The sequence below is a fragment of the Streptomyces sp. NPDC006296 genome (assembly GCF_040613235.1).
Lineage (GTDB): Bacteria > Actinomycetota > Actinomycetes > Streptomycetales > Streptomycetaceae > Streptomyces.
Genome location: NZ_JBEXRT010000006.1, coordinates 128,187 through 145,129, shown reverse-complemented (window position 1 = coordinate 145,129; position 16,943 = coordinate 128,187). Strand labels below are relative to the sequence as shown.

The 16,943-nt window shown below is 72.8% G+C and carries 16 protein-coding genes; 3 read left to right on the top strand and 13 right to left on the bottom strand.

The window, feature by feature from the left end:
• Position 1 precedes the first annotated feature (1 nt).
• The 12 genes from secD to pgsA all read right to left on the bottom strand — a co-directional run bounded on the left by secD (position 2) and on the right by pgsA (position 10,954).
• A complete protein-coding gene (gene secD / locus ABZ172_RS06630) occupies positions 2 to 1,747 on the bottom strand; it encodes a protein translocase subunit SecD (RefSeq protein WP_356880825.1) in 1,746 nt (581 codons plus the stop codon).
• Positions 1,748 to 1,894: 147 nt separating this feature from the next.
• A complete protein-coding gene (gene yajC / locus ABZ172_RS06625) occupies positions 1,895 to 2,386 on the bottom strand; it encodes a preprotein translocase subunit YajC (protein ID WP_356880823.1) in 492 nt (163 codons plus the stop codon).
• Between the two features lie 169 nt (positions 2,387 to 2,555).
• A complete protein-coding gene (gene ruvB, locus ABZ172_RS06620; RefSeq protein ID WP_356880821.1) occupies positions 2,556 to 3,641 on the bottom strand; it encodes a Holliday junction branch migration DNA helicase RuvB in 1,086 nt (361 codons plus the stop codon).
• Between the two features lie 86 nt (positions 3,642 to 3,727).
• Positions 3,728 to 4,354: a Holliday junction branch migration protein RuvA gene (ruvA, locus tag ABZ172_RS06615; protein WP_356880819.1), complete on the bottom strand. Its 627-nt coding sequence runs from the start codon at positions 4,352 to 4,354 to the stop codon at positions 3,728 to 3,730.
• On the bottom strand, positions 4,351 to 4,884 hold the full coding sequence (gene ruvC, locus ABZ172_RS06610; protein ID WP_356880817.1) for a crossover junction endodeoxyribonuclease RuvC: 534 nt from the start codon (positions 4,882 to 4,884) through the stop codon (positions 4,351 to 4,353). The genes ruvA and ruvC overlap by 4 nt, the downstream gene beginning before the upstream one ends.
• A 114-nt stretch (positions 4,885 to 4,998) precedes the next feature.
• Complete coding sequence (locus ABZ172_RS06605; RefSeq protein ID WP_356880815.1) at positions 4,999 to 5,751, bottom strand: YebC/PmpR family DNA-binding transcriptional regulator; 753 nt, start codon at positions 5,749 to 5,751, stop codon at positions 4,999 to 5,001.
• A 61-nt stretch (positions 5,752 to 5,812) separates the two neighbouring features.
• Positions 5,813 to 6,478, bottom strand: a complete 666-nt coding sequence (gene pdxT / locus ABZ172_RS06600) for a pyridoxal 5'-phosphate synthase glutaminase subunit PdxT (RefSeq protein ID WP_356880813.1) — start codon at positions 6,476 to 6,478, stop codon at positions 5,813 to 5,815.
• 6 nt (positions 6,479 to 6,484) lie between these two features.
• Positions 6,485 to 7,405, bottom strand: coding sequence for a pyridoxal 5'-phosphate synthase lyase subunit PdxS (pdxS, locus tag ABZ172_RS06595; RefSeq protein WP_356880811.1), 921 nt, complete (start codon positions 7,403 to 7,405; stop codon positions 6,485 to 6,487).
• A gap of 187 nt (positions 7,406 to 7,592) precedes the next feature.
• On the bottom strand, positions 7,593 to 8,141 hold the full coding sequence (locus ABZ172_RS06590; RefSeq protein ID WP_356880809.1) for a hypothetical protein: 549 nt from the start codon (positions 8,139 to 8,141) through the stop codon (positions 7,593 to 7,595).
• Between the two features lie 67 nt (positions 8,142 to 8,208).
• A complete protein-coding gene (locus tag ABZ172_RS06585; protein WP_356880807.1) occupies positions 8,209 to 9,369 on the bottom strand; it encodes a glycosyltransferase family 4 protein in 1,161 nt (386 codons plus the stop codon).
• The gene (locus ABZ172_RS06580; RefSeq protein WP_356880805.1) at positions 9,366 to 10,289 is read right to left on the bottom strand and encodes a phosphatidylinositol mannoside acyltransferase; all 924 of its coding nucleotides are present in this window, start codon (positions 10,287 to 10,289) and stop codon (positions 9,366 to 9,368) included. The genes ABZ172_RS06585 and ABZ172_RS06580 overlap by 4 nt, the downstream gene beginning before the upstream one ends.
• Complete coding sequence (gene pgsA / locus ABZ172_RS06575; protein ID WP_356880803.1) at positions 10,286 to 10,954, bottom strand: phosphatidylinositol phosphate synthase; 669 nt, start codon at positions 10,952 to 10,954, stop codon at positions 10,286 to 10,288. Before pgsA ends, ABZ172_RS06580 begins: the two co-directional genes overlap by 4 nt.
• Positions 10,955 to 11,237: 283 nt before the next feature.
• On the opposite strand from pgsA, the gene ABZ172_RS06570 reads away from it, so the two are divergent.
• Both ABZ172_RS06570 and ABZ172_RS06565 read left to right on the top strand, forming a co-directional pair.
• A complete protein-coding gene (locus ABZ172_RS06570) occupies positions 11,238 to 13,460 on the top strand; it encodes an elongation factor G-like protein EF-G2 (protein ID WP_356880801.1) in 2,223 nt (740 codons plus the stop codon).
• A gap of 157 nt (positions 13,461 to 13,617) precedes the next feature.
• A complete protein-coding gene (locus ABZ172_RS06565) occupies positions 13,618 to 15,288 on the top strand; it encodes a hypothetical protein (protein ID WP_356880902.1) in 1,671 nt (556 codons plus the stop codon).
• 316 nt (positions 15,289 to 15,604) lie between these two features.
• On the opposite strand, the gene ABZ172_RS06560 is transcribed toward ABZ172_RS06565, so the two are convergent.
• The gene (locus ABZ172_RS06560; protein WP_356880799.1) at positions 15,605 to 16,177 is read right to left on the bottom strand and encodes an HIT domain-containing protein; all 573 of its coding nucleotides are present in this window, start codon (positions 16,175 to 16,177) and stop codon (positions 15,605 to 15,607) included.
• Between the two features lie 66 nt (positions 16,178 to 16,243).
• Here ABZ172_RS06560 and ABZ172_RS06555 point away from each other — a divergent pair, with 66 nt between their 5' ends.
• Positions 16,244 to 16,921, top strand: coding sequence for a potassium channel family protein (locus tag ABZ172_RS06555; protein ID WP_356880797.1), 678 nt, complete (start codon positions 16,244 to 16,246; stop codon positions 16,919 to 16,921).
• The last annotated feature ends 22 nt before the right edge of the window (positions 16,922 to 16,943 follow it).

Below are 16,943 nucleotides of genomic sequence, written 5' to 3'. Positions count from 1 at the left end.
CTCACGCCTCCTTCGGGTGGTCGGTGCGGGCGTTGACGCGGCGCGAGCGGCGCAACGGCGGCTTGGCGCCGAGCCGCTTCGGGTCCAGACCGGACCACGGGTGACCGCCGCCGAAGAACGAGGTGCGGGCCATCAGTGTCATGACGGGCTTGGTGAAGAGGAACACCACGACGACGTCGAGCAGGGTCGTGAGACCGAGCGTGAACGCGAAGCCCTGGACCTTGCCGACGGTGACGAGGAAGAGCACGGCCGCCGCGAGGAACGACACGAAGTCGGACACGAGGATGGTGCGCCGGGCCCGGGGCCAGGCGCGCTCGACGGCCGGACGCAGGGTGCGGCCCTCGCGGATCTCGTCCCGGATGCGTTCGAAGTAGACGATGAACGAGTCCGCGGTGATACCGATCGCCACGATCGCACCGCAGACGGCCGGGAGGTTCAGCGCGAAGCCGATGGCCGGGCCCAGCAGAGCCATGATCGTGTAGGTCAGGACGCCGGAGACCAGCAGGCTGAGGAGCGCGATGAGCGCCAGGCCGCGGTAGTAGGCGACCAGGTAGATGACGACCAGGGCCAGACCGATGGCGCCGGCGATGAGGCCGGCCTCCAGCTGCTCGCCGCCGAGTGCGGCGGTGACGGTCGTGACGGTGTCCTCGCTGAAGGACAGCGGGAGCGCACCGTAGGACAGGACGTTGGCCAGGTCCTCGGCCGACTGCTGGGTGAAGCTGCCGGAGATCTCCGCACTGCCGCTGAGCGCCTCGTTCACCTGGGGCGCCGAGACGACCTCGCCGTCGAGGGAGATCGCGAACTGGTTCTGCGGCGACTGCTGCGTCGACAGCTTCTTGGTGATCGACTGGAACTTCTTGGAGCCCTTGTCGGTGAACTGCATCGAGACGAGCCAGATGCCGCGCTGCTGGTCGAACTGCGCCTTCGCGTCGTCGACGTCCGTACCGGAGACCTCGGCCGGGCCGAGGAGGTACTTGGCGTCACCCTCGGAGCTGCACGCGACCGTGGGGTCCTCGGGCTTGACGCCGTCGCCCGCGGCCGCGCGGGCCGCCTTGTCGGTGCAGTCCAGCTCGGTGAACTTCTTCTGGAGCGCCGCGGTCGCCGCGTCGGGCGTCTCGGTCGCCGCGGGGGCGTCCGACCCGCCGGTGCCCGAGGGGGTCGGCGTGGCGTCCTTCTTCAGGGCGCCGGTCACGGCACGGCCCTGCGTGGTGGCGCTCGCCGAGGGGGTCGCCTTCGGGTCCGAGGCCGTCTCCGGGTCGCTCGCCTTCGCACTGGGCGTGGCGCTCGGCTCCCCGGAACCGCTCTCCGACGGGTTGGCGGAGCCCTCGGGCGTGGGTCCGCCGCCGGTCACCGTGAGCACGGGCCGGAAGTACAGCTGGGCGGTGGTGCCGACCTGCTCCCGGGCCTGCGCCGAGTTCGTCCCCTTGGGGATGTTGACGATGATGTTCGATGCGCCCTGGGTCTGGACCTCGGCCTCGGAGACGCCCAGACCGTTGACACGGCGTTCGATGATGCTGACCGCGGTGTTCATGTTGGTCTCGTTGATCGCCTCGGGCTTGCCGGGCTGGCTCTTCGCCTTGAGGGTGATCGACGTGCCGCCGGCCAGGTCGATACCGAGCCGGGGCGTGGTGTGACCGGACAGGAACATCCCGCCGGTCAGGGCGACCATGGCGATGAGGATCAGTGCCAGGGCGCGGCCCGGCCTGCCCTGACCGGCTGAGCCCCGGCCTTTCTTCGGTGCTGCCACCTTTTCGTTTCTCCCTGTCCAACCGCCCCGCGCCGGGTGCGCGCCCGAGCGGCCACTGAGTGATGTGGGGACCCGACCCCGCAGAAGGGCCCACGGCCCGCGAGACGCCGGACACCCGCAGGGGTCCGGCGTCCGGGGATCGTGGAACTACTTCGCCTCGCCCTCGCCGTCGGCCTTGGCGTCCTTGGCCTCGGAACCCTTGACCTCGGCGTCCTCGGCCTCGGAACCCTTGGGCTCGGCGTCGTCCTCGGCCTTCTTGCCCAGGTCGATCTTCGCGACGTCCTCGTCCGCGGAGCCGCCGTCGGTGAGCGAGGAGGCGTCGTCGGGCACGACCGTGCCCTCGCCCTCCAGCTCGACGTCGCCGTGGACGATGCGGTTGTACTCCGCGTCGTCCAGGACGGCACCGATGGAGTTCTTCGCGTAGACGGCGTGGACGCCGGGCGCGACCTCAAGGAGAACCGTGTCGTCCTGGATCTCCTTGACGGTGGCGTACATGCCGCCGATCGTCCGGACGCCCGTACCGGGCTGCATGTCGTCGCGCATCTGCGCAGCCGCCTGCTGCTTCTTCTTGGCGGACCGGGTCATCAGGAACATGGCCCCGATGAGCACGATGAAGGGGAGGAGGGTCACGAGACTCACGGGACGGAACTTCCTTCGCACGACCACGCTGATTCACGCGGCCTGGTCTACGGGGGTGGGAACACCGACCTGTATACGGGCGGCATCGGCGGAGTCTAGGCGAGTCCGCATCGTTGGAACAACGTCCAGCATGGCACCGGGGTTCCCCTGCTGGCCAACCCGTCCGCCGTCACGCCCCGAACAGGCCCTGTTGTCCCTTTACGCCGTGCTGCGGCGGCACGAGCCCCAGGTGCGCCCACGCCGCGGGGGTGGCGACCCTGCCGCGCGGGGTCCGCGCGAGCAGTCCTTCCCGTACGAGGAAGGGCTCGGCGACCTCCTCGACCGTCTCGCGCTCCTCCCCCACGGCCACCGCGAGCGTGGAGAGGCCGACGGGGCCGCCCCCGAAGAGCTTCAGCAGGGCGCCGAGCACCGCGCGGTCCAGCCGGTCGAGCCCCCGGGCGTCGACCTCGTACACCCGCAGGGCGGCTGCGGCGATGTCCCGGTCGATCCGCCCTTCGGCCTTGACCTGGGCGTAGTCGCGGACACGGCGCAGCAGGCGGTTGGCGATGCGGGGCGTGCCGCGGGAGCGGCCGGCGATCTCCGCGGCGCCCGCGGTGTCTATGGCGACGTCGAGCAGACCGGCGGAGCGGTGGATGACGCGCTCCAGCTCGGTGGGGGCGTAGAACTCCATGTGCCCGGTGAAGCCGAAGCGGTCGCGCAGCGGGGGCGGCAGCAGTCCGGCCCGGGTGGTGGCGCCGACGAGGGTGAAGGGCGGCAGCTCCAGCGGGATGGCCGTGGCGCCGGGGCCCTTGCCGACGATGACGTCGACCCGGAAGTCCTCCATCGCCATGTAGAGCATCTCCTCGGCGGGCCGCGACATCCGGTGGATCTCGTCGAGGAAGAGGACCTCGCCCTCCTGGAGGGAGGAGAGGATCGCCGCGAGGTCGCCCGCATGCTGGATCGCGGGGCCCGAGGTGATCCGGATCGGGGCGCCCATCTCGGCCGCGATGATCATGGAGAGGGTGGTCTTGCCCAGGCCGGGGGCGCCGGAGAGCAGGACGTGGTCGGCGGTGGCACCGCGTGCGCGGGCGGCCTTGAGGACCAGGTCGAGCTGTTCGCGCACCTTCTCCTGGCCGACGAACTCGTGCAGGTCCTTCGGGCGCAGGGCCGCCTCGACCGCGGTGTCCTCGCCGTCCGCCCCGGCGTCGACCAGCCGGTCGTCCGGCCGCTCGTCGGTGAGGTCGCCGGTGTCGGTCCCGGTCTCGTCCCAGTTCATCTCGTCAGTCCCGCCTCGGGTGTTTCGGTGCCGGTCCGTTCCGTGCGGTGTCCCGGCCGGCGTTCGGGGCGCGCGGGCCCCGGGGGTCAGCGTGCGCGGTTGAGCGTCTGCAGCGCCGCGCGGAGCAGCTGGGGCACGGGGGCCTGGCCGCCCTCGGCGAGCGCGGCCTCGGCCTGCGGTGTCACGGCGGCCACCGCCTCGTCGGCCTCCCGGATGGCGTAGCCGAGGCCGATCAGGGCGGCCTGCAGCTGGTCGCGCCAGGAGGAGCTGACGGCCGTGCCGATGCCCTGCTGCCCGATGCGCGCGCCGACCGGTTCGCCGAGCCGGTCCTTGAGCTCCAGCAGGAGCTTCTGGGCGCCCTTCTTGCCGATGCCGGACACGGCGGTCAGCGCCTTCTCGTCGCCGGTGGCGACGGCGATGCGCAGGGCGTCGGGGCGGTGGGTGGCGAGCATCGCCTGGGCGAGCCTGGGGCCCACTCCGCTGGCGGTCTGGAGCAGTTCGAAGACCTGGCGCTCGTCGTCGTCCGCGAAGCCGTAGAGGGTGAGCGAGTCCTCGCGGACCACCAGGGAGGTGGCCAGCCGGGCGTCCGTGCCGATCCGCAGCCCGGCGAGGGTGTCGGGGGTGCACTGGACGGCCATGCCGATGCCTCCGACCTCGATGACGGCCGTGGTCGGGGCGAGTGCGGCCACCGGGCCGGAGACGAAGGCGATCATGCGGTGCGGCCTTTCAGCGTGCGATGGGCGGCGACGGCCTGCTGCAGGCGGTTCTGCGCGGGTGCGCGCCAGATGTGGCAGATGGCGAGGGCGAGGGCGTCGGCGGCGTCGGCGGGCCTGGGCGGCGCGTCCAGCCGGAGCAGCCGGGTCACCATCGCCCCGACCTGCGCCTTGTCGGCGCGTCCGGATCCGGTGACGGCGGCCTTGACCTCGCTGGGGGTGTGCAGGGCGACGGGGATGCCGCGGCGGGACGCGCAGAGCATGGCGACGGCGCTGGCCTGGGCGGTGCCCATGACCGTGGAGACGTTGTGCTGGCTGAACACCCGCTCCACCGCGACGAACTCGGGGCGGTGCTCGTCGAGCCACTGCTCGATGCCCCGCTCGATCCCGACCAGCCGGTGGCCGAGGTCCGCGTCGGCCGGGGTCCGCACGACGCCGACCCCGACCATGGTGAGCGGCCGGCCGGCGACGCCCTCGACGACTCCGACACCGCACCGGGTCAGCCCCGGGTCCACGCCCAACACCCGCACGAAAGGGCCCCTCTGCCGCTCGGTCACCTGTTCCCGCAGGCTATCGGGTCCCACCGACAATGCGACGGGCCGACGGGGTGTGTCCCGTCGGCCCGTCGGTGCGGCAGACCGCCCTCAGGCGTCGACCTTCTCCATGACCTCGTCGGAGACGTCGAAGTTGGCGAAGACGTTCTGCACGTCGTCGCTGTCCTCCAGCGCGTCGATCAGCTTGAAGATCTTGCGCGCGCCCTCTTCGTCGAGCTCGACCTGCATGGTCGGGACGAAGTTGGCCTCGGCCGAGTCGTAGTCGATGGAGGCGTCCTGCAGTGCGGTGCGGACCGCGACCATGTCGGTGGCCTCGCTGAGCACCTCGAACGTGTCGCCGAGGTCGTTGACCTCCTCGGCACCCGCGTCGAGCACGGCCCCGAGGACGTCGTCCTCGGACAGCTCGCCCTTGGGGACGATCACGACGCCCTTGCGGTTGAACAGGTACGCGACCGAGCCCGGGTCCGCCATCGAGCCGCCGTTGCGGGTCATGGCGACCCGCACGTCGGACGCGGCACGGTTGCGGTTGTCGGTGAGGCACTCGATGAGCACCGCGACGCCGTTCGGGCCGTAACCCTCGTACATGATCGTCTCGTAGTCGGCGCCGCCGGCCTCCAGGCCGGCACCGCGCTTGACCGCCGAGTCGATGTTCTTGTTCGGGACCGAGCTCTTCTTGGCCTTCTGGATGGCGTCGAAGAGGGTCGGGTTGCCGGACACGTCGGCGCCGCCCGTCCGGGCCGCGACCTCGATGTTCTTGATCATCTTCGCGAAGAGCTTGCCGCGCTTGGCGTCGATCACGGCCTTCTTGTGCTTCGTCGTAGCCCATTTAGAGTGGCCGGACATCTGCCTTCTCCTTCGCGTCACCAAAACCGATCCGAACCCGAGAGATCCTACCGGGGTCGGATCAGCCCACGGCGCGCACCATGTCGGTGAAGAGCCCGTGCACACGGTGGTCCCCGGTCAGCTCCGGGTGGAACGACGTCGCCAGGGCGTTTCCCTGGCGTACGGCCACGATATGTCCGCCGTGCACCGCGAGGACCTCGGCGCGGGCGCCGACCGACTCGACCCAGGGCGCCCGGATGAAGACGCCCTCGACGGGTCCGCCCGGCACCGCCGCCATCTCGACGGCGACCTCGAAGGACTCGTTCTGCCGCCCGAAAGCGTTACGGCGCACGATCATGTCGATGCCGCCGACCGTCTCCTGGGCGGAGACGGGGGGCCCGCCGTCCGGCGGGGGCCGGGAGCCCGGGGAGGGGTCGAGGATCCTGTCCGCGAGCATGATCATTCCTGCGCAGGTGCCGTAGACGGGCATCCCTGCCGCGACCCGCGCGCGCAGCGGCTCCAGCATGCCGAAGAGGACGGCCAGCTTCGACATCGTGGTGGACTCGCCGCCGGGCAGCACGAGCCCGTCGACCTCGGCGAGCTCCTCGGGCCGCCTGACCGGCCGGGCCAGGGCGCCCGCCCGGGTCAGCGCGGTCAGGTGTTCCCGTACGTCGCCCTGCAGGGCCAGGACTCCGATGAGGGGGGTTCCGGAAGCGGGCACGCCGGACGTGCCGGAGACAGCGGTCATCGGTGCTTACCAGCCGCGGGCGGCGTAGCGCTCGCCCTCGGGCAGGTTGTCGCAGTTGATGCCGACCATGGCCTCGCCCAGGTTGCGCGAGGCGTCCGCGACGATCTTCGGGTCGTCGTAGAAGGTGGTGGCCTTCACGATGGCGGCGGCGCGCCTGGCCGGGTCGCCGGACTTGAAGATGCCGGAGCCCACGAAGACGCCCTCGGCGCCGAGCTGACGCATCAGGGCCGCGTCCGCGGGGGTGGCCACGCCGCCGGCCGAGAACAGGACGACGGGCAGCCGGCCGAGCTCGGAGACCTCCTTGACCAGCTCGTAGGGGGCGCGGAGCTCCTTGGCGGCGGCGTACAGCTCGTTGTTGTCGTAGCCGCGCAGCCGGGCGATCTCGTTCTTGATCCGGCGCAGGTGGCGGACGGCCTCGACGATGTTTCCGGTGCCCGCCTCGCCCTTGGAGCGGATCATCGCGGCGCCCTCGGCGATGCGGCGCAGGGCCTCGCCCAGGTCGGTGGCGCCGCAGACGAAGGGGGTGGTGAAGGCGAACTTGTCGCTGTGGTTGACCTCGTCGGCCGGGGTGAGGACCTCGGACTCGTCGATGTAGTCGACGCCGAGGGACTGGAGCACCTGGGCCTCGACGAAATGGCCGATGCGGGACTTGGCCATGACCGGCACGGAGACGGCCGCGATGATCTCCTCGATCATGGTGGGGTCCGACATGCGGGCGACGCCGCCGTCCTTGCGGATGTCGGCGGGCACCCGCTCCAGGGCCATGACGGCCACGGCGCCCGCGTCCTCGGCGATCCTCGCCTGCTCGGCGTTGACGACGTCCATGATCACCCCACCCTTGAGCTGCTCGGCCATGCCGCGCTTGACTCGGGCGGTGCCGGTGGCCGGGGTCTCGGCGGACTGCGGGGTGCGGGGAAGCGTGGACACGGATCGACCTCACTGGGGACGGAGAAGACATCGGGGTGGGACGTCTCCGAGCAAACGCCCCGGAAGCAGTCCACAGCAAGGGCCAATGAGCACCCCGTGGACCGCTCCGCACCGCCCGGGAGCCGCCGGCGCGGCGGGGTCCTTCCCCGGCGGCCGGGCCCGCCCGTGCGTCCCGCGCCGCCCGCGCTCAGCTGCTGCCGGGGCGGTCCGCCAGGGCCACCGGCGGTTCGTCGTCCATCTCGAAGGCGAGCGGGAACGGGGCGTGGCCTGCGAGGCGGAGCAGCCGCACCGTCCGGTGCCGGCGCAGGGCGCGCGCGGCCCGCACCGCGTCGTTGTGGAAGCGGCGCGCCATCGGCACCCGGCGCACGGCGGCGGCCAGTTCCCTCGCCGCGTCCTCACCGCCGGGGACCTCCTTCACGGCGTCGACCTGCGCCGTCTCGCCGAAGACGGCGCGGAGGGCGGTGCTCAGCTCGCTCTCGGCGACCTCGCGCCGCTCCTCCTCGGCCTGCCGTGCGGCGTGCGCCGCCTCGTAGAGCACGATCGACGCCGCCGGGTCCAGGACCCCCGACGTGGCGAGTTCCTGGGTGACCGAGGCGCGGCGCAGCAGCTGGGCGTCCAGGGCCGCACGGGCGGCGTCGATGCGGGCGTGGAGCCGGTCGAGCCGTCCGGCGGTCCAGCTGAGGTACAGGCCGATCGCGAGGAGCGCGACGACGGTCCAGATGAGGATTTCGATCACGGGCGGCAAGGCTACCGCCGGCGGCGGCCCGCCGGTGAGCCCGCTCTCCCGGGCGGGTGGGACCCGGTCAGTCCCGCGCGAGACCGAAGCGGGAGCGGAGCCCCGTGCGTTCGTCGGTGTCCACGGCGGCCGCTCCGTCCGTCACTGTCTCGTAGACCGCCAGGACGTCCGCGCCGACCGTCGCCCAGTCGAAGCGGCGCACGTGCGCGCAGCCCCGTTCCCGCAGGCCTTCGCGCCGCTCCTGGTCCTTCAGCAGCCGGATCGCGGCGGCGGCCAGCGCGTCGGCGTCCTCGTTGGCGAAGAGGTCGCCCGCGGCTCCCTGGTCGAGGACCTGGGCGAACGCGTCCAGGTCGCTGGCGAGGACGGGGGCTCCCGCCGACAGCGCCTCGACCAGGATGATGCCGAAGCTCTCACCGCCGGTGTTCGGCGCGACGTACACGTCGACGCTGCGCAGCAGCCGTGCCTTGTCCTCGTCGCTCACCATGCCGAGGAACTCGACGCGCGCGCGCATCTCCTGCGGCAGCGAGGCGACCGCCTCCTCCTCGTCACCGCGCCCCGCGACGAGCAGCCGGGTGCCGGGACGGGCGGCGAGGATCGCGGGGAGCGCCTTCATCAGGACGGGCAGCCCCTTGCGGGGTTCGTCGATCCGGCCGATGAAGCCGAGCGTGCCGCCCTGCCACTCCGCCCTGGGCTCGGCACGGGCGAAGAAGTCGACGTCGACCCCGTTGGGGATGACCACGGCGTCGCCGCCGAGGTGCTCGACCAGGGTGCGCCGCGCGTACTCGCTGACCGCGATGCGCGCGCTGATCTTCTCCAGGGCCGGCTGGAGGATCGGGTACGCCGCGATCATGGCCCGGGAGCGCGGGTTGGACGTGTGGAAGGTGGCCACGATCGGCCCCTGCGCCGCCCAGCAGGTGAGCAGGCCCAGCGAGGGCGAGGTCGGCTCGTGGATGTGGATGACGTCGAAGGTGCCGTCCTTCAGCCAGCGCCTGACCCGCGCGGCGGAGAGGAACCCGAAGTTGAGCCGGGCCACCGAGCCGTTGTACCGGACGGGGACGGCGCGCCCCGCGGAGACGACGTACGGCGGGAGCGGGGTCTCGTCGTCGGCGGGTGCGAGCACCGAGACGTCGTGGCCGAGGCGGATCAGGTGTTCGGCCAGGTCGCGGATGTGGAACTGCACCCCGCCCGGGACGTCCCAGGAGTAGGGGCAGACGATGCCGATCTTCACGGGGTCTCCCCCCGGGGGTCAGCGGCGGGGAGCCAGAGGCGCTGGAGCATGTGCCAGTCCTCGGGGTGCTCGGCGATGCCGGAGGCGAAGGCGTCGGCCAGCGCCTGTGTCATGGCGGACGTCCGCTCCGTGCGCGTGCCGGTCGCGGGCACCGGGACGGGCGGGTGGACCCGCGCACCCATCACGGGGGTGCCGTCGTACCAGAGGGTGACGGGCAGCAGCAGGGCGCCGGTCTGCTGGGCCAGCAGGGCGGGTCCGGCGGGCATCCGCGCGGTGGCGCCGAAGAAGTCCACCTCGACGCCGGAGGCCGAGAGGTCGCGGTCGGCCACCAGGCAGACGAGTCCGCCCGCGCGCAGCCGGCGGGCCAGGGTCCCGAACGCGGCCCCGCCGCTGTGCGGGAGGACCTCCATGCCGAGCCCCTGCCGGTAGGCCACGAAGCGGTCGTAGAGGCTCTCCGGCCTGAGCCGCTCGGCGACGGTCGTGAACGGCACCTTGAGGTCGGTGGTGACCCACGCGCCGGCCAGGTCCCAGTTCCCGAGGTGCGGCAGCGCGAGGACCACCCCCTGGCCCGCGTCCAGGCCCTCCGTGAGCCGGTGGGCGTCGCGGACGTCGATGGAGGCCTTGATCCGCTCCGGGCTCCAGGTCGGCAGCCGGAACGACTCCATCCAGTAGCGCATGTACGACCGCATGCCGGCCTTCGACAGCTCGGCGAGCCGGGCGGCGTCCGCGTCGGGCACCACCCGGGCGAGATTGGACTCCAGCCGCAGCACGGACTTCCCGCGCCGCTTCCACACCTGGTCGGCCAGGGTGCGGAAGAGCGCCGCGGCGGCGGGTTCGGGGAGCTTCTTGACGGCGCCCCAGCCGAGCCCGTAGAGCCCGTCCGTCAGCCGTCCCTTGAGGTCGGACCGGGTGCTGCTCACGGTGCGGTCCCGCTCCCGCCCGGGGCGCCGGCCGCGGCGTCGGCCTCGGCCGCCTCCCTGCGTACGGTCACCACCCGCTGGACCAGCGTGACCAGGCTGCCCGCGGCGACGATCCACAGCGCGACAGGCAGCAGGACCTGGATGCCCGGCACCCCGAAGCCGTGCAGCCCGGCGAGGCCGGCCGCGACCAGGGAGATCACGAGCCGCTCCGCGCGCTCCACCAGTCCGTTCACCGCGACCGGCAGGCCGATCGACTCGCCCCGGGCCTTGGTGTAGGAGACCACCTGGCCGCTGGCCAGGCAGAAGATCGCGACCGCGCAGAGGACGGTGTCGTCCCCGCCGCCCGCGTACCAGAGGGCGAATCCGGCGAAGATCGCGCCGTCCGCCACCCGGTCGAGCGTCGAGTCGAGGAACGCGCCCCACCGGCTGGAGATGCCCGCCTGACGGGCCATGTTGCCGTCGACGAGGTCGGAGAAGACGAAGATCGTGATCACGATCGTGCCCCAGAAGAACTCCCCCATCGGGAAGAAGACCAGCGCACCCGCCATCACTCCGGCCGTGCCGACGAGCGTGACCGCGTCGGGGCTGACCCCGAGACGGAGCAGCAGAGCGGCGAACGGTGTGAGGACACGCGTAAAAAATGCACGCGCGTACTTGTTCAGCATGGCCTTCCCGAGGTTCGGTGGGCGCCGCGGCCCCTTCGGCCACCGGCTGGCCCATCGTAGTCACGCGCGCCGCCGCGCACCGGCGGGGCCACCCCGTCGGTGCGGATGTCCCGGAAGTCCTGCCCCGCCGCACGTGACATGTGGACGGCCTCCGGTACGGGTGCGACGCTCGGAGGACCGCGGGCGTCGCAGGGACCGCCGCGAGCCCCTCCCGCCCGTGCGTCCGCTCCCCCTGTTCTCGCGGCACCGCGGCACCGCGGCACCGACCGGGAGGCACGCCGTCATGGGCGACAGGACACACACGCACACCGGGGCCGCCGGCGGGGCGACGACGGCCGGCCGGCCCGGTTCCGTACGGAACGTGGCGCTGGTCGGCCACAGCGGTGCGGGCAAGACGACTCTGGTCGAGGCGCTGGCGCTGACCGCCGGGGCGCTGAACCGGGCCGGCCGGGTCGAGGACGGCACGTCCCTCTCCGACCGGGATCCGGTCGAGCGGCGCCGGCGGCGTTCGGTCCAGCTCTCCCTGGTCCCCGTCGAGTGGGACGGCCACCGGATCAATCTGCTGGACACCCCCGGCTACCCGGACTTCGTCGGGGAGCTCAGGGCCGGGCTGCGCGCGGCGGACGCGGCCCTCTTCGTCGTCTCGGCCGCCCAGGAGGCCGAGGCAGTGGCGGACACCACCCGGGCGGCGTGGGAGGAGTGTGCGGCCGTCGGCATGCCGCGGGCCGTCGTCGTCACGCACCTGGAGACCGCGCGCACCCCCTTCGACGAGATGGCCCGGGTCTGCGGCCGGCTCTTCGGGCACGACGACCCCGACGCCGTCCTCCCGCTCCACCTGCCCGTGCGGGGGCCCGAAGGGCCGGACGGGCACGCCCCGCTCACCGGGCTCACCGACCTGCTCACCGGGCGGGTCCTCGACCACTCCTCGGGGGAACGGCGGGAGGCGCCGCCCTCCGCGGAACGGTCCGGCCCCCTCCGGGAGGCCCGGAACCGGCTCATCGAGGGGATCGTCGCCGAGAGCGAGGACGAGACGCTGATGGACCGCTACCTCGCGGGGGACGAGATCGACGCGACGGCCCTCACCGACGATCTGGAACGAGCCGTCGCACGCGGCTCCTTCCACCCCGTGCTCACCGCCGCGCCCGCCGCCGAGGGGGCGCGGCCCGGTGTCGGCACCGTGGAGCTCCTGGAGCTGATCACCCGCGGCTTCCCCTCCCCCGGGGAACACGTCCTCCCGGCCGTCACCGCTCCGGACGGCACCCGGCGCCCGGCGCCCGTCTGCGACCCGGCGGCCCCGCTGCTCGCCGAGGTCGTGAAGACCGCGTCGGACCCCTACGTGGGCCGGGTCTCCCTCGTCCGCGTCTTCTCCGGCACCCTGCGCCCGGACGCCGCCGTGCACGTGTGCGGGCACGGGCCCGCCGGCCCCGGCGGCCGGGCGGCACCCCGGGAGTCCGAGGTACGGGTGGGCGCGCTCTCCTCGCCGTTCGGCGGGCAGCAGCGCCCCCTGGACAGCTGTGCCGCGGGCGATCTGGCCTGCGTCTCCAAGCTCGGCGACGCGGAGACCGGGGACACCCTCTCGGAGGAGGGCGTACCGCTGCTGATGGAGCCGTGGGCCCTGCCCGACCCGCTGCTCCCGCTGGCGGTCCGGGCGCACGGCAAGGCCGACGAGGACCGGCTCTCGCAGGGCCTGGCGCGGCTGGTCGCCGAGGACCCGACGCTGCGCCTGGAGCAGAACCAGGACACCCGCCAGGTCGTCCTGTGGTGCATGGGCGAGGCGCACGCCGAGGTGGCGCTGGAGCGGCTGCGCACCAGGTTCGGCGTCCGGGTCGACACCGAACCGCACCGCGTGCCGTTGCGCGAGACGTTCGCCTCCCGCGCCGCCGGACGGGGCCGGCACGTCAAGCAGTCCGGCGGCCACGGCCAGTACGCCGTCTGCGAGATCGAGGTGGAGCCGCTGCCGCCCGGCACCGGTGTGGAGTTCGTCGACAAGGTGGTCGGCGGCTCGGTGCCACGGCAGTTCGTGGCGTCCGTGGAGAAGGGCGTGCGCGGCCAGGCGGCCCGCGGGGTCGCGGCCGGGCATCCGCTCGTCGACGTGCGCGTCACCCTGCTCGACGGGAAGGCGCACTCGGTGGACTCCTCCGACGCCGCCTTCCAGACGGCGGGCGCGCTGGCGCTGCGCGAGGCCGCGGCGGACACCCGCGTCGAGCTCCTCGAACCCGTCGCGGAGGTCGGCGTCCTCGTGCCCGACGACTACGTGGGGGCCGTCATGAGCGACCTCGCCGGGCGGCGCGGCCGGGTCGTCGGCACCGAGCAGGAGGCCGGGGACCGGACGCTGGTGCGCGCGGAGGTGCCGGAGATCGAGATCGGCGGGTACACCGTCGACCTCCGCTCGATGACGCACGGCACCGGGCGCTTCGACCGGGCGTACGCCCGGCACGAACCGATGCCCCCGCAGCTCGCCACCCGCCTCCGCGAAGCGGCGGAAAACGGCACAAAAAATGGCTAGCTGACCGGAAATGGCGCCCGGCGTCCGCCTCGCGCCCCGACGTCCGGGCGGGCGCACCGCCCGGACGCTACGCTGTGGGCCCAGCTCAGAAGGTGTGCGACGTACGGTAGTTGGGAACAGCCGCAGGAGCGGACCGTGCGGGTGAGTGGGGGAGACAGTGGCCAACGACGGATTCGACTTCTCCCCTGGAGCGCAGATCCCGCTCCAGGGTTCCGGCGGGCAGGCGGTGGCGACCAACGCCCTCGCCTCCGCCGCGTACCGCGACAGCGATGTGACGGAGATCCTCAAGGCCAACAGCGAGTGGCACAAGTCCGAGGTCAAACCGGGCGAGTCGAAGCTGTTCAAGTCCGACTACTTCAAGCCGAATCTGGGCGAGGCGTTCTCCCGGGCCGTGCAGGACCGGATGCTCGGCGGCGGTCGTGCCGCGCTCATCCAGTCCTTCGGTTCCGACCCGCAGACCGTCGTCGAGCACTGCCTCTCGGCGTCCCGGCTGCGCAAGGCGCGCGACACGCGGCTCACCCTGATCACGGTCGTCTTCGGTGTCCTCTTCCTGCCGGGTCTGCTGCTCTGGGTTCTGGCCTTCCGGCTCCGTGACTTCCTCAACACGTCCAAGGACAAGTTCTTCCAGGCGCTGGGCGGGGTCCTGCTCGTCGTGCTCGCCGCCGCCGCCGCGTTCTTCCTCATCACGATGCCGCTGCACGGCTTCCTCGCCCTCTACCTCCGCGCGTCCGCGCTCGCCCCGCTGATCGGCTGGCTGCTCGCCAAGCGGGTCGCCGAGGCCTCCGTGCGGGACCTGCGCGCCCGCTGGGAGGGGCTGCTGTCCGGCGGGGGCGTCAGCGCGAAGATCCCCGAGGCCGTGCCGAAGAACCCCAACGAGACCGCACGCGAGGCGCTGCGCCAGGGCCTGGAGAAGCTCTCCGCGGAGCAGCAGTCCAACTCCGTCTTCTACGCGGGCTCCAAGGGCATCCTCGGGATGGGGACGCGCTGGGGCAGCTGGCAGCTCGCCGAGGACCTCACCCCCGAGGACCCCGCCAAGGAGATCCACCAGTTCCGCAGCTGGGACGTCGTGCGGGCGATCCACGACCAGCTGAAGATGCTGGAGCGCGGCCCGCTGAACACGGGCGGGTTCCCCACGCCGTCGGTGAAGCACTGGATCGTCTCCGCCGTCGGCGAGAACGCGGACTCCGTCTCGCGCCCCGAGGGCGAGGACGTCGCGACCTTCCAGATCAAGCCGCACGAGATACAGCGCATCTGCAACCACCAGCAGTTCGGCAGCGGGAACCGCCACTACCTGGGTGTGCAGTTCACCCTCTGGGACGGCCAGCTGGTGATCACCATGCTGATCACCGTCACCGTGCTCCACGAGACCCTGCGGATCGAGGTCACCGGGCACGCGCTGGGTCCGGTGCACGGACTCTTCCTCTCCAAGCCGGAGACGGCGACCAAGACGGTCAAGAAGGCGGTGAGGTTCTGGGAGACCCGGAAGATCACGCTGCCGCTCGTCAAGGCGAGCGAGGTCGTCAGGCTCGCCCTGCGCGCGCCCCTCACCTGGTACCCGCCGCTGCTCGAGTACCTGGGCGGCAAGATCGTCCTGCCCGAGCCGTTCGGTCTGCGGCACGCCTGGGCGGCCCAGCCCTGGGGCCACCGCTTCATGGCCGACGACGCCATGCGGACGGCCACCCCGGTGCTGCGCGTCGTCCACTCCGCGACCATGCGGGTCCTGAAGGAACACGGTGTCGACACCGAGCGGTTCGACAACCGCTCCATGGTCCTCAGCGGCATGGTCCAGGACGCGGCCCCGCGGAAGGCCGACGTCTACGACGCGTGAGGGTGGGGGCCGCCGGTGGTCCTGCGGGATCCGGCGGCCCGCCGGTGATCTTGCAGGATCCGGCGCCGGCCGCGCCCCGCGGCCCGCGTACGGCCGTCGCGCCGCCCGCACGACGGCCGCCGTACGGCCGCCCTGCCGTCCACCCGCACGCGGGAGCGGCAGGGCGGGCCGGGCCTCAGGCGGTGTGCGCGGCCGGGACCGACCGGGCCGTCCCGGGTGCGCACCGTGCCGGACGGCCCGCGGGGGCGATGCCCGCGCGCCGCTCCGGGCGGGGTCGGTCCCCGGTCGAGCCGCCCGCCCCGGGCGCCGGGGTGGGTCAGGCGGCGGGCGGTCCGGCCGGCCACACACCGGCCAGCATCGTCCGGGTGTCGCCCAGCAGCTGCGGGAGCACCTTGGTGTGCCCGACGACCGGCATGAAGTTGGTGTCCCCACCCCAGCGGGGCACCACGTGCTGGTGGAGGTGGGCGGCGATACCGGCACCGGCCTCCGCGCCCTGGTTCATCCCGATGTTGAAGCCGTGCGCACCCGAGGCGGCCCGCAGCGCGACCATGGCCCGCTTGGTGAAGTCGGCCAGCTCGGCCGTCTCCGGGCCGTCCAGCCCGGTGTAGTCGGCGACGTGCCGGTACGGGACCACCATCAGGTGACCGCCGTTGTACGGATACAGGTTGAGGACCGCGTAGACCTTCTCGCCGCGCGCGACGACGAGCCCGTCCTCGTCGGACTTCGACGGAATCTCGCAGAACGGGCAGCCGTCGCCGGCTCCCGGGCCGCTCGGCTTGCTCTCACCCTGGATGTAGGCCATCCGGTGGGGCGTCCACAGGCGCTGGAACGCGTCGGGCGTCCCCACTCCGATCTGCTGTTCCGGCTCACTCGTCATGCCGGTCAGCATATTGCGTCACTCCCGTCGCGCGTGTCGCCGGGGGCGAGCCCGCCGGCGCACCGCGATGCTGGCGCCATGAGCGAGCGTCCCCCGGCCCCCGTACCCCCTCGGCTCCAGGAATGGGAGCAGCGCACGGAGGTGCCGCTCTTCGTCGCGGGCCTGGTCTTCCTGGTGGGGTACGCGGTGCGCGTCCTGGTGCCGCCCGACACCGGCCCGGTGCGCGACCTCGCCCTGGCCCTGGTCTGCGCGACCTGGCTGCTCTTCGTCGTGGACTACGCGGTGCGGTTCCGCCTGAGCGGGCTGGGCGGGCACTTCGTGCGGGCCCACTGGCTGGACACGCTGGTCCTGCTGCTGCCGCTGCTGCGTCCGCTGCGCCTGGTGCAGGTGTACACCGCGGTGCAGCAGCGGCGGGAGAAGCCCCGGCTGAGTCTGTACGCGCGGGTGATGTCGTACGCGAGTCTGACGGCCGTGCTCCTCGGCCTGGCGGCGTCGCTCACCGTCTACCACCTCGAGCACGACGCTCCGGGGGCCTCGATCCGCACCTTCGGCGACGCGGTCTGGTGGGCGTGCGCGACGCTCACCACGGTGGGCTACGGGGACGCGGTGCCGGTCACCCCCGGCGGCCGGGTCGTCGCCGTGGGGCTGATGGCCTGCGGGCTCGCGCTGCTGGGGGCGGTGACGGGTTCGTTCTCCTCGTGGCTGGTCCAGGTGTTCCGGCGGGAGGACGAGAAGGGGCCCCAGGGGGACGCGTAGCGCTCTCCCGGGGCCCCTCGCA

Excerpts from the sequence above, each read along its gene's own strand:
- ruvA (WP_356880819.1), bottom strand. The coding sequence starts at position 4,354 with ATGATCGCCTTCGTCTCCGGCCCGGTGGCCGCACTCGCCCCGACCACG.
- ruvB (WP_356880821.1), bottom strand. The coding sequence starts at position 3,641 with ATGAACTGGGACGAGACCGGGACCGACACCGGCGACCTCACCGACGAG.
- ABZ172_RS06570 (WP_356880801.1), top strand. The coding sequence starts at position 11,238 with ATGGGCGACAGGACACACACGCACACCGGGGCCGCCGGCGGGGCGACG.
- ABZ172_RS06605 (WP_356880815.1), bottom strand. The coding sequence starts at position 5,751 with ATGTCCGGCCACTCTAAATGGGCTACGACGAAGCACAAGAAGGCCGTG.
- pgsA (WP_356880803.1), bottom strand. The coding sequence starts at position 10,954 with ATGCTGAACAAGTACGCGCGTGCATTTTTTACGCGTGTCCTCACACCG.
- ABZ172_RS06555 (WP_356880797.1), top strand. The coding sequence starts at position 16,244 with ATGAGCGAGCGTCCCCCGGCCCCCGTACCCCCTCGGCTCCAGGAATGG.
- pdxT (WP_356880813.1), bottom strand. The coding sequence starts at position 6,478 with ATGACCGCTGTCTCCGGCACGTCCGGCGTGCCCGCTTCCGGAACCCCC.
- ABZ172_RS06560 (WP_356880799.1), bottom strand. The coding sequence starts at position 16,177 with ATGCTGACCGGCATGACGAGTGAGCCGGAACAGCAGATCGGAGTGGGG.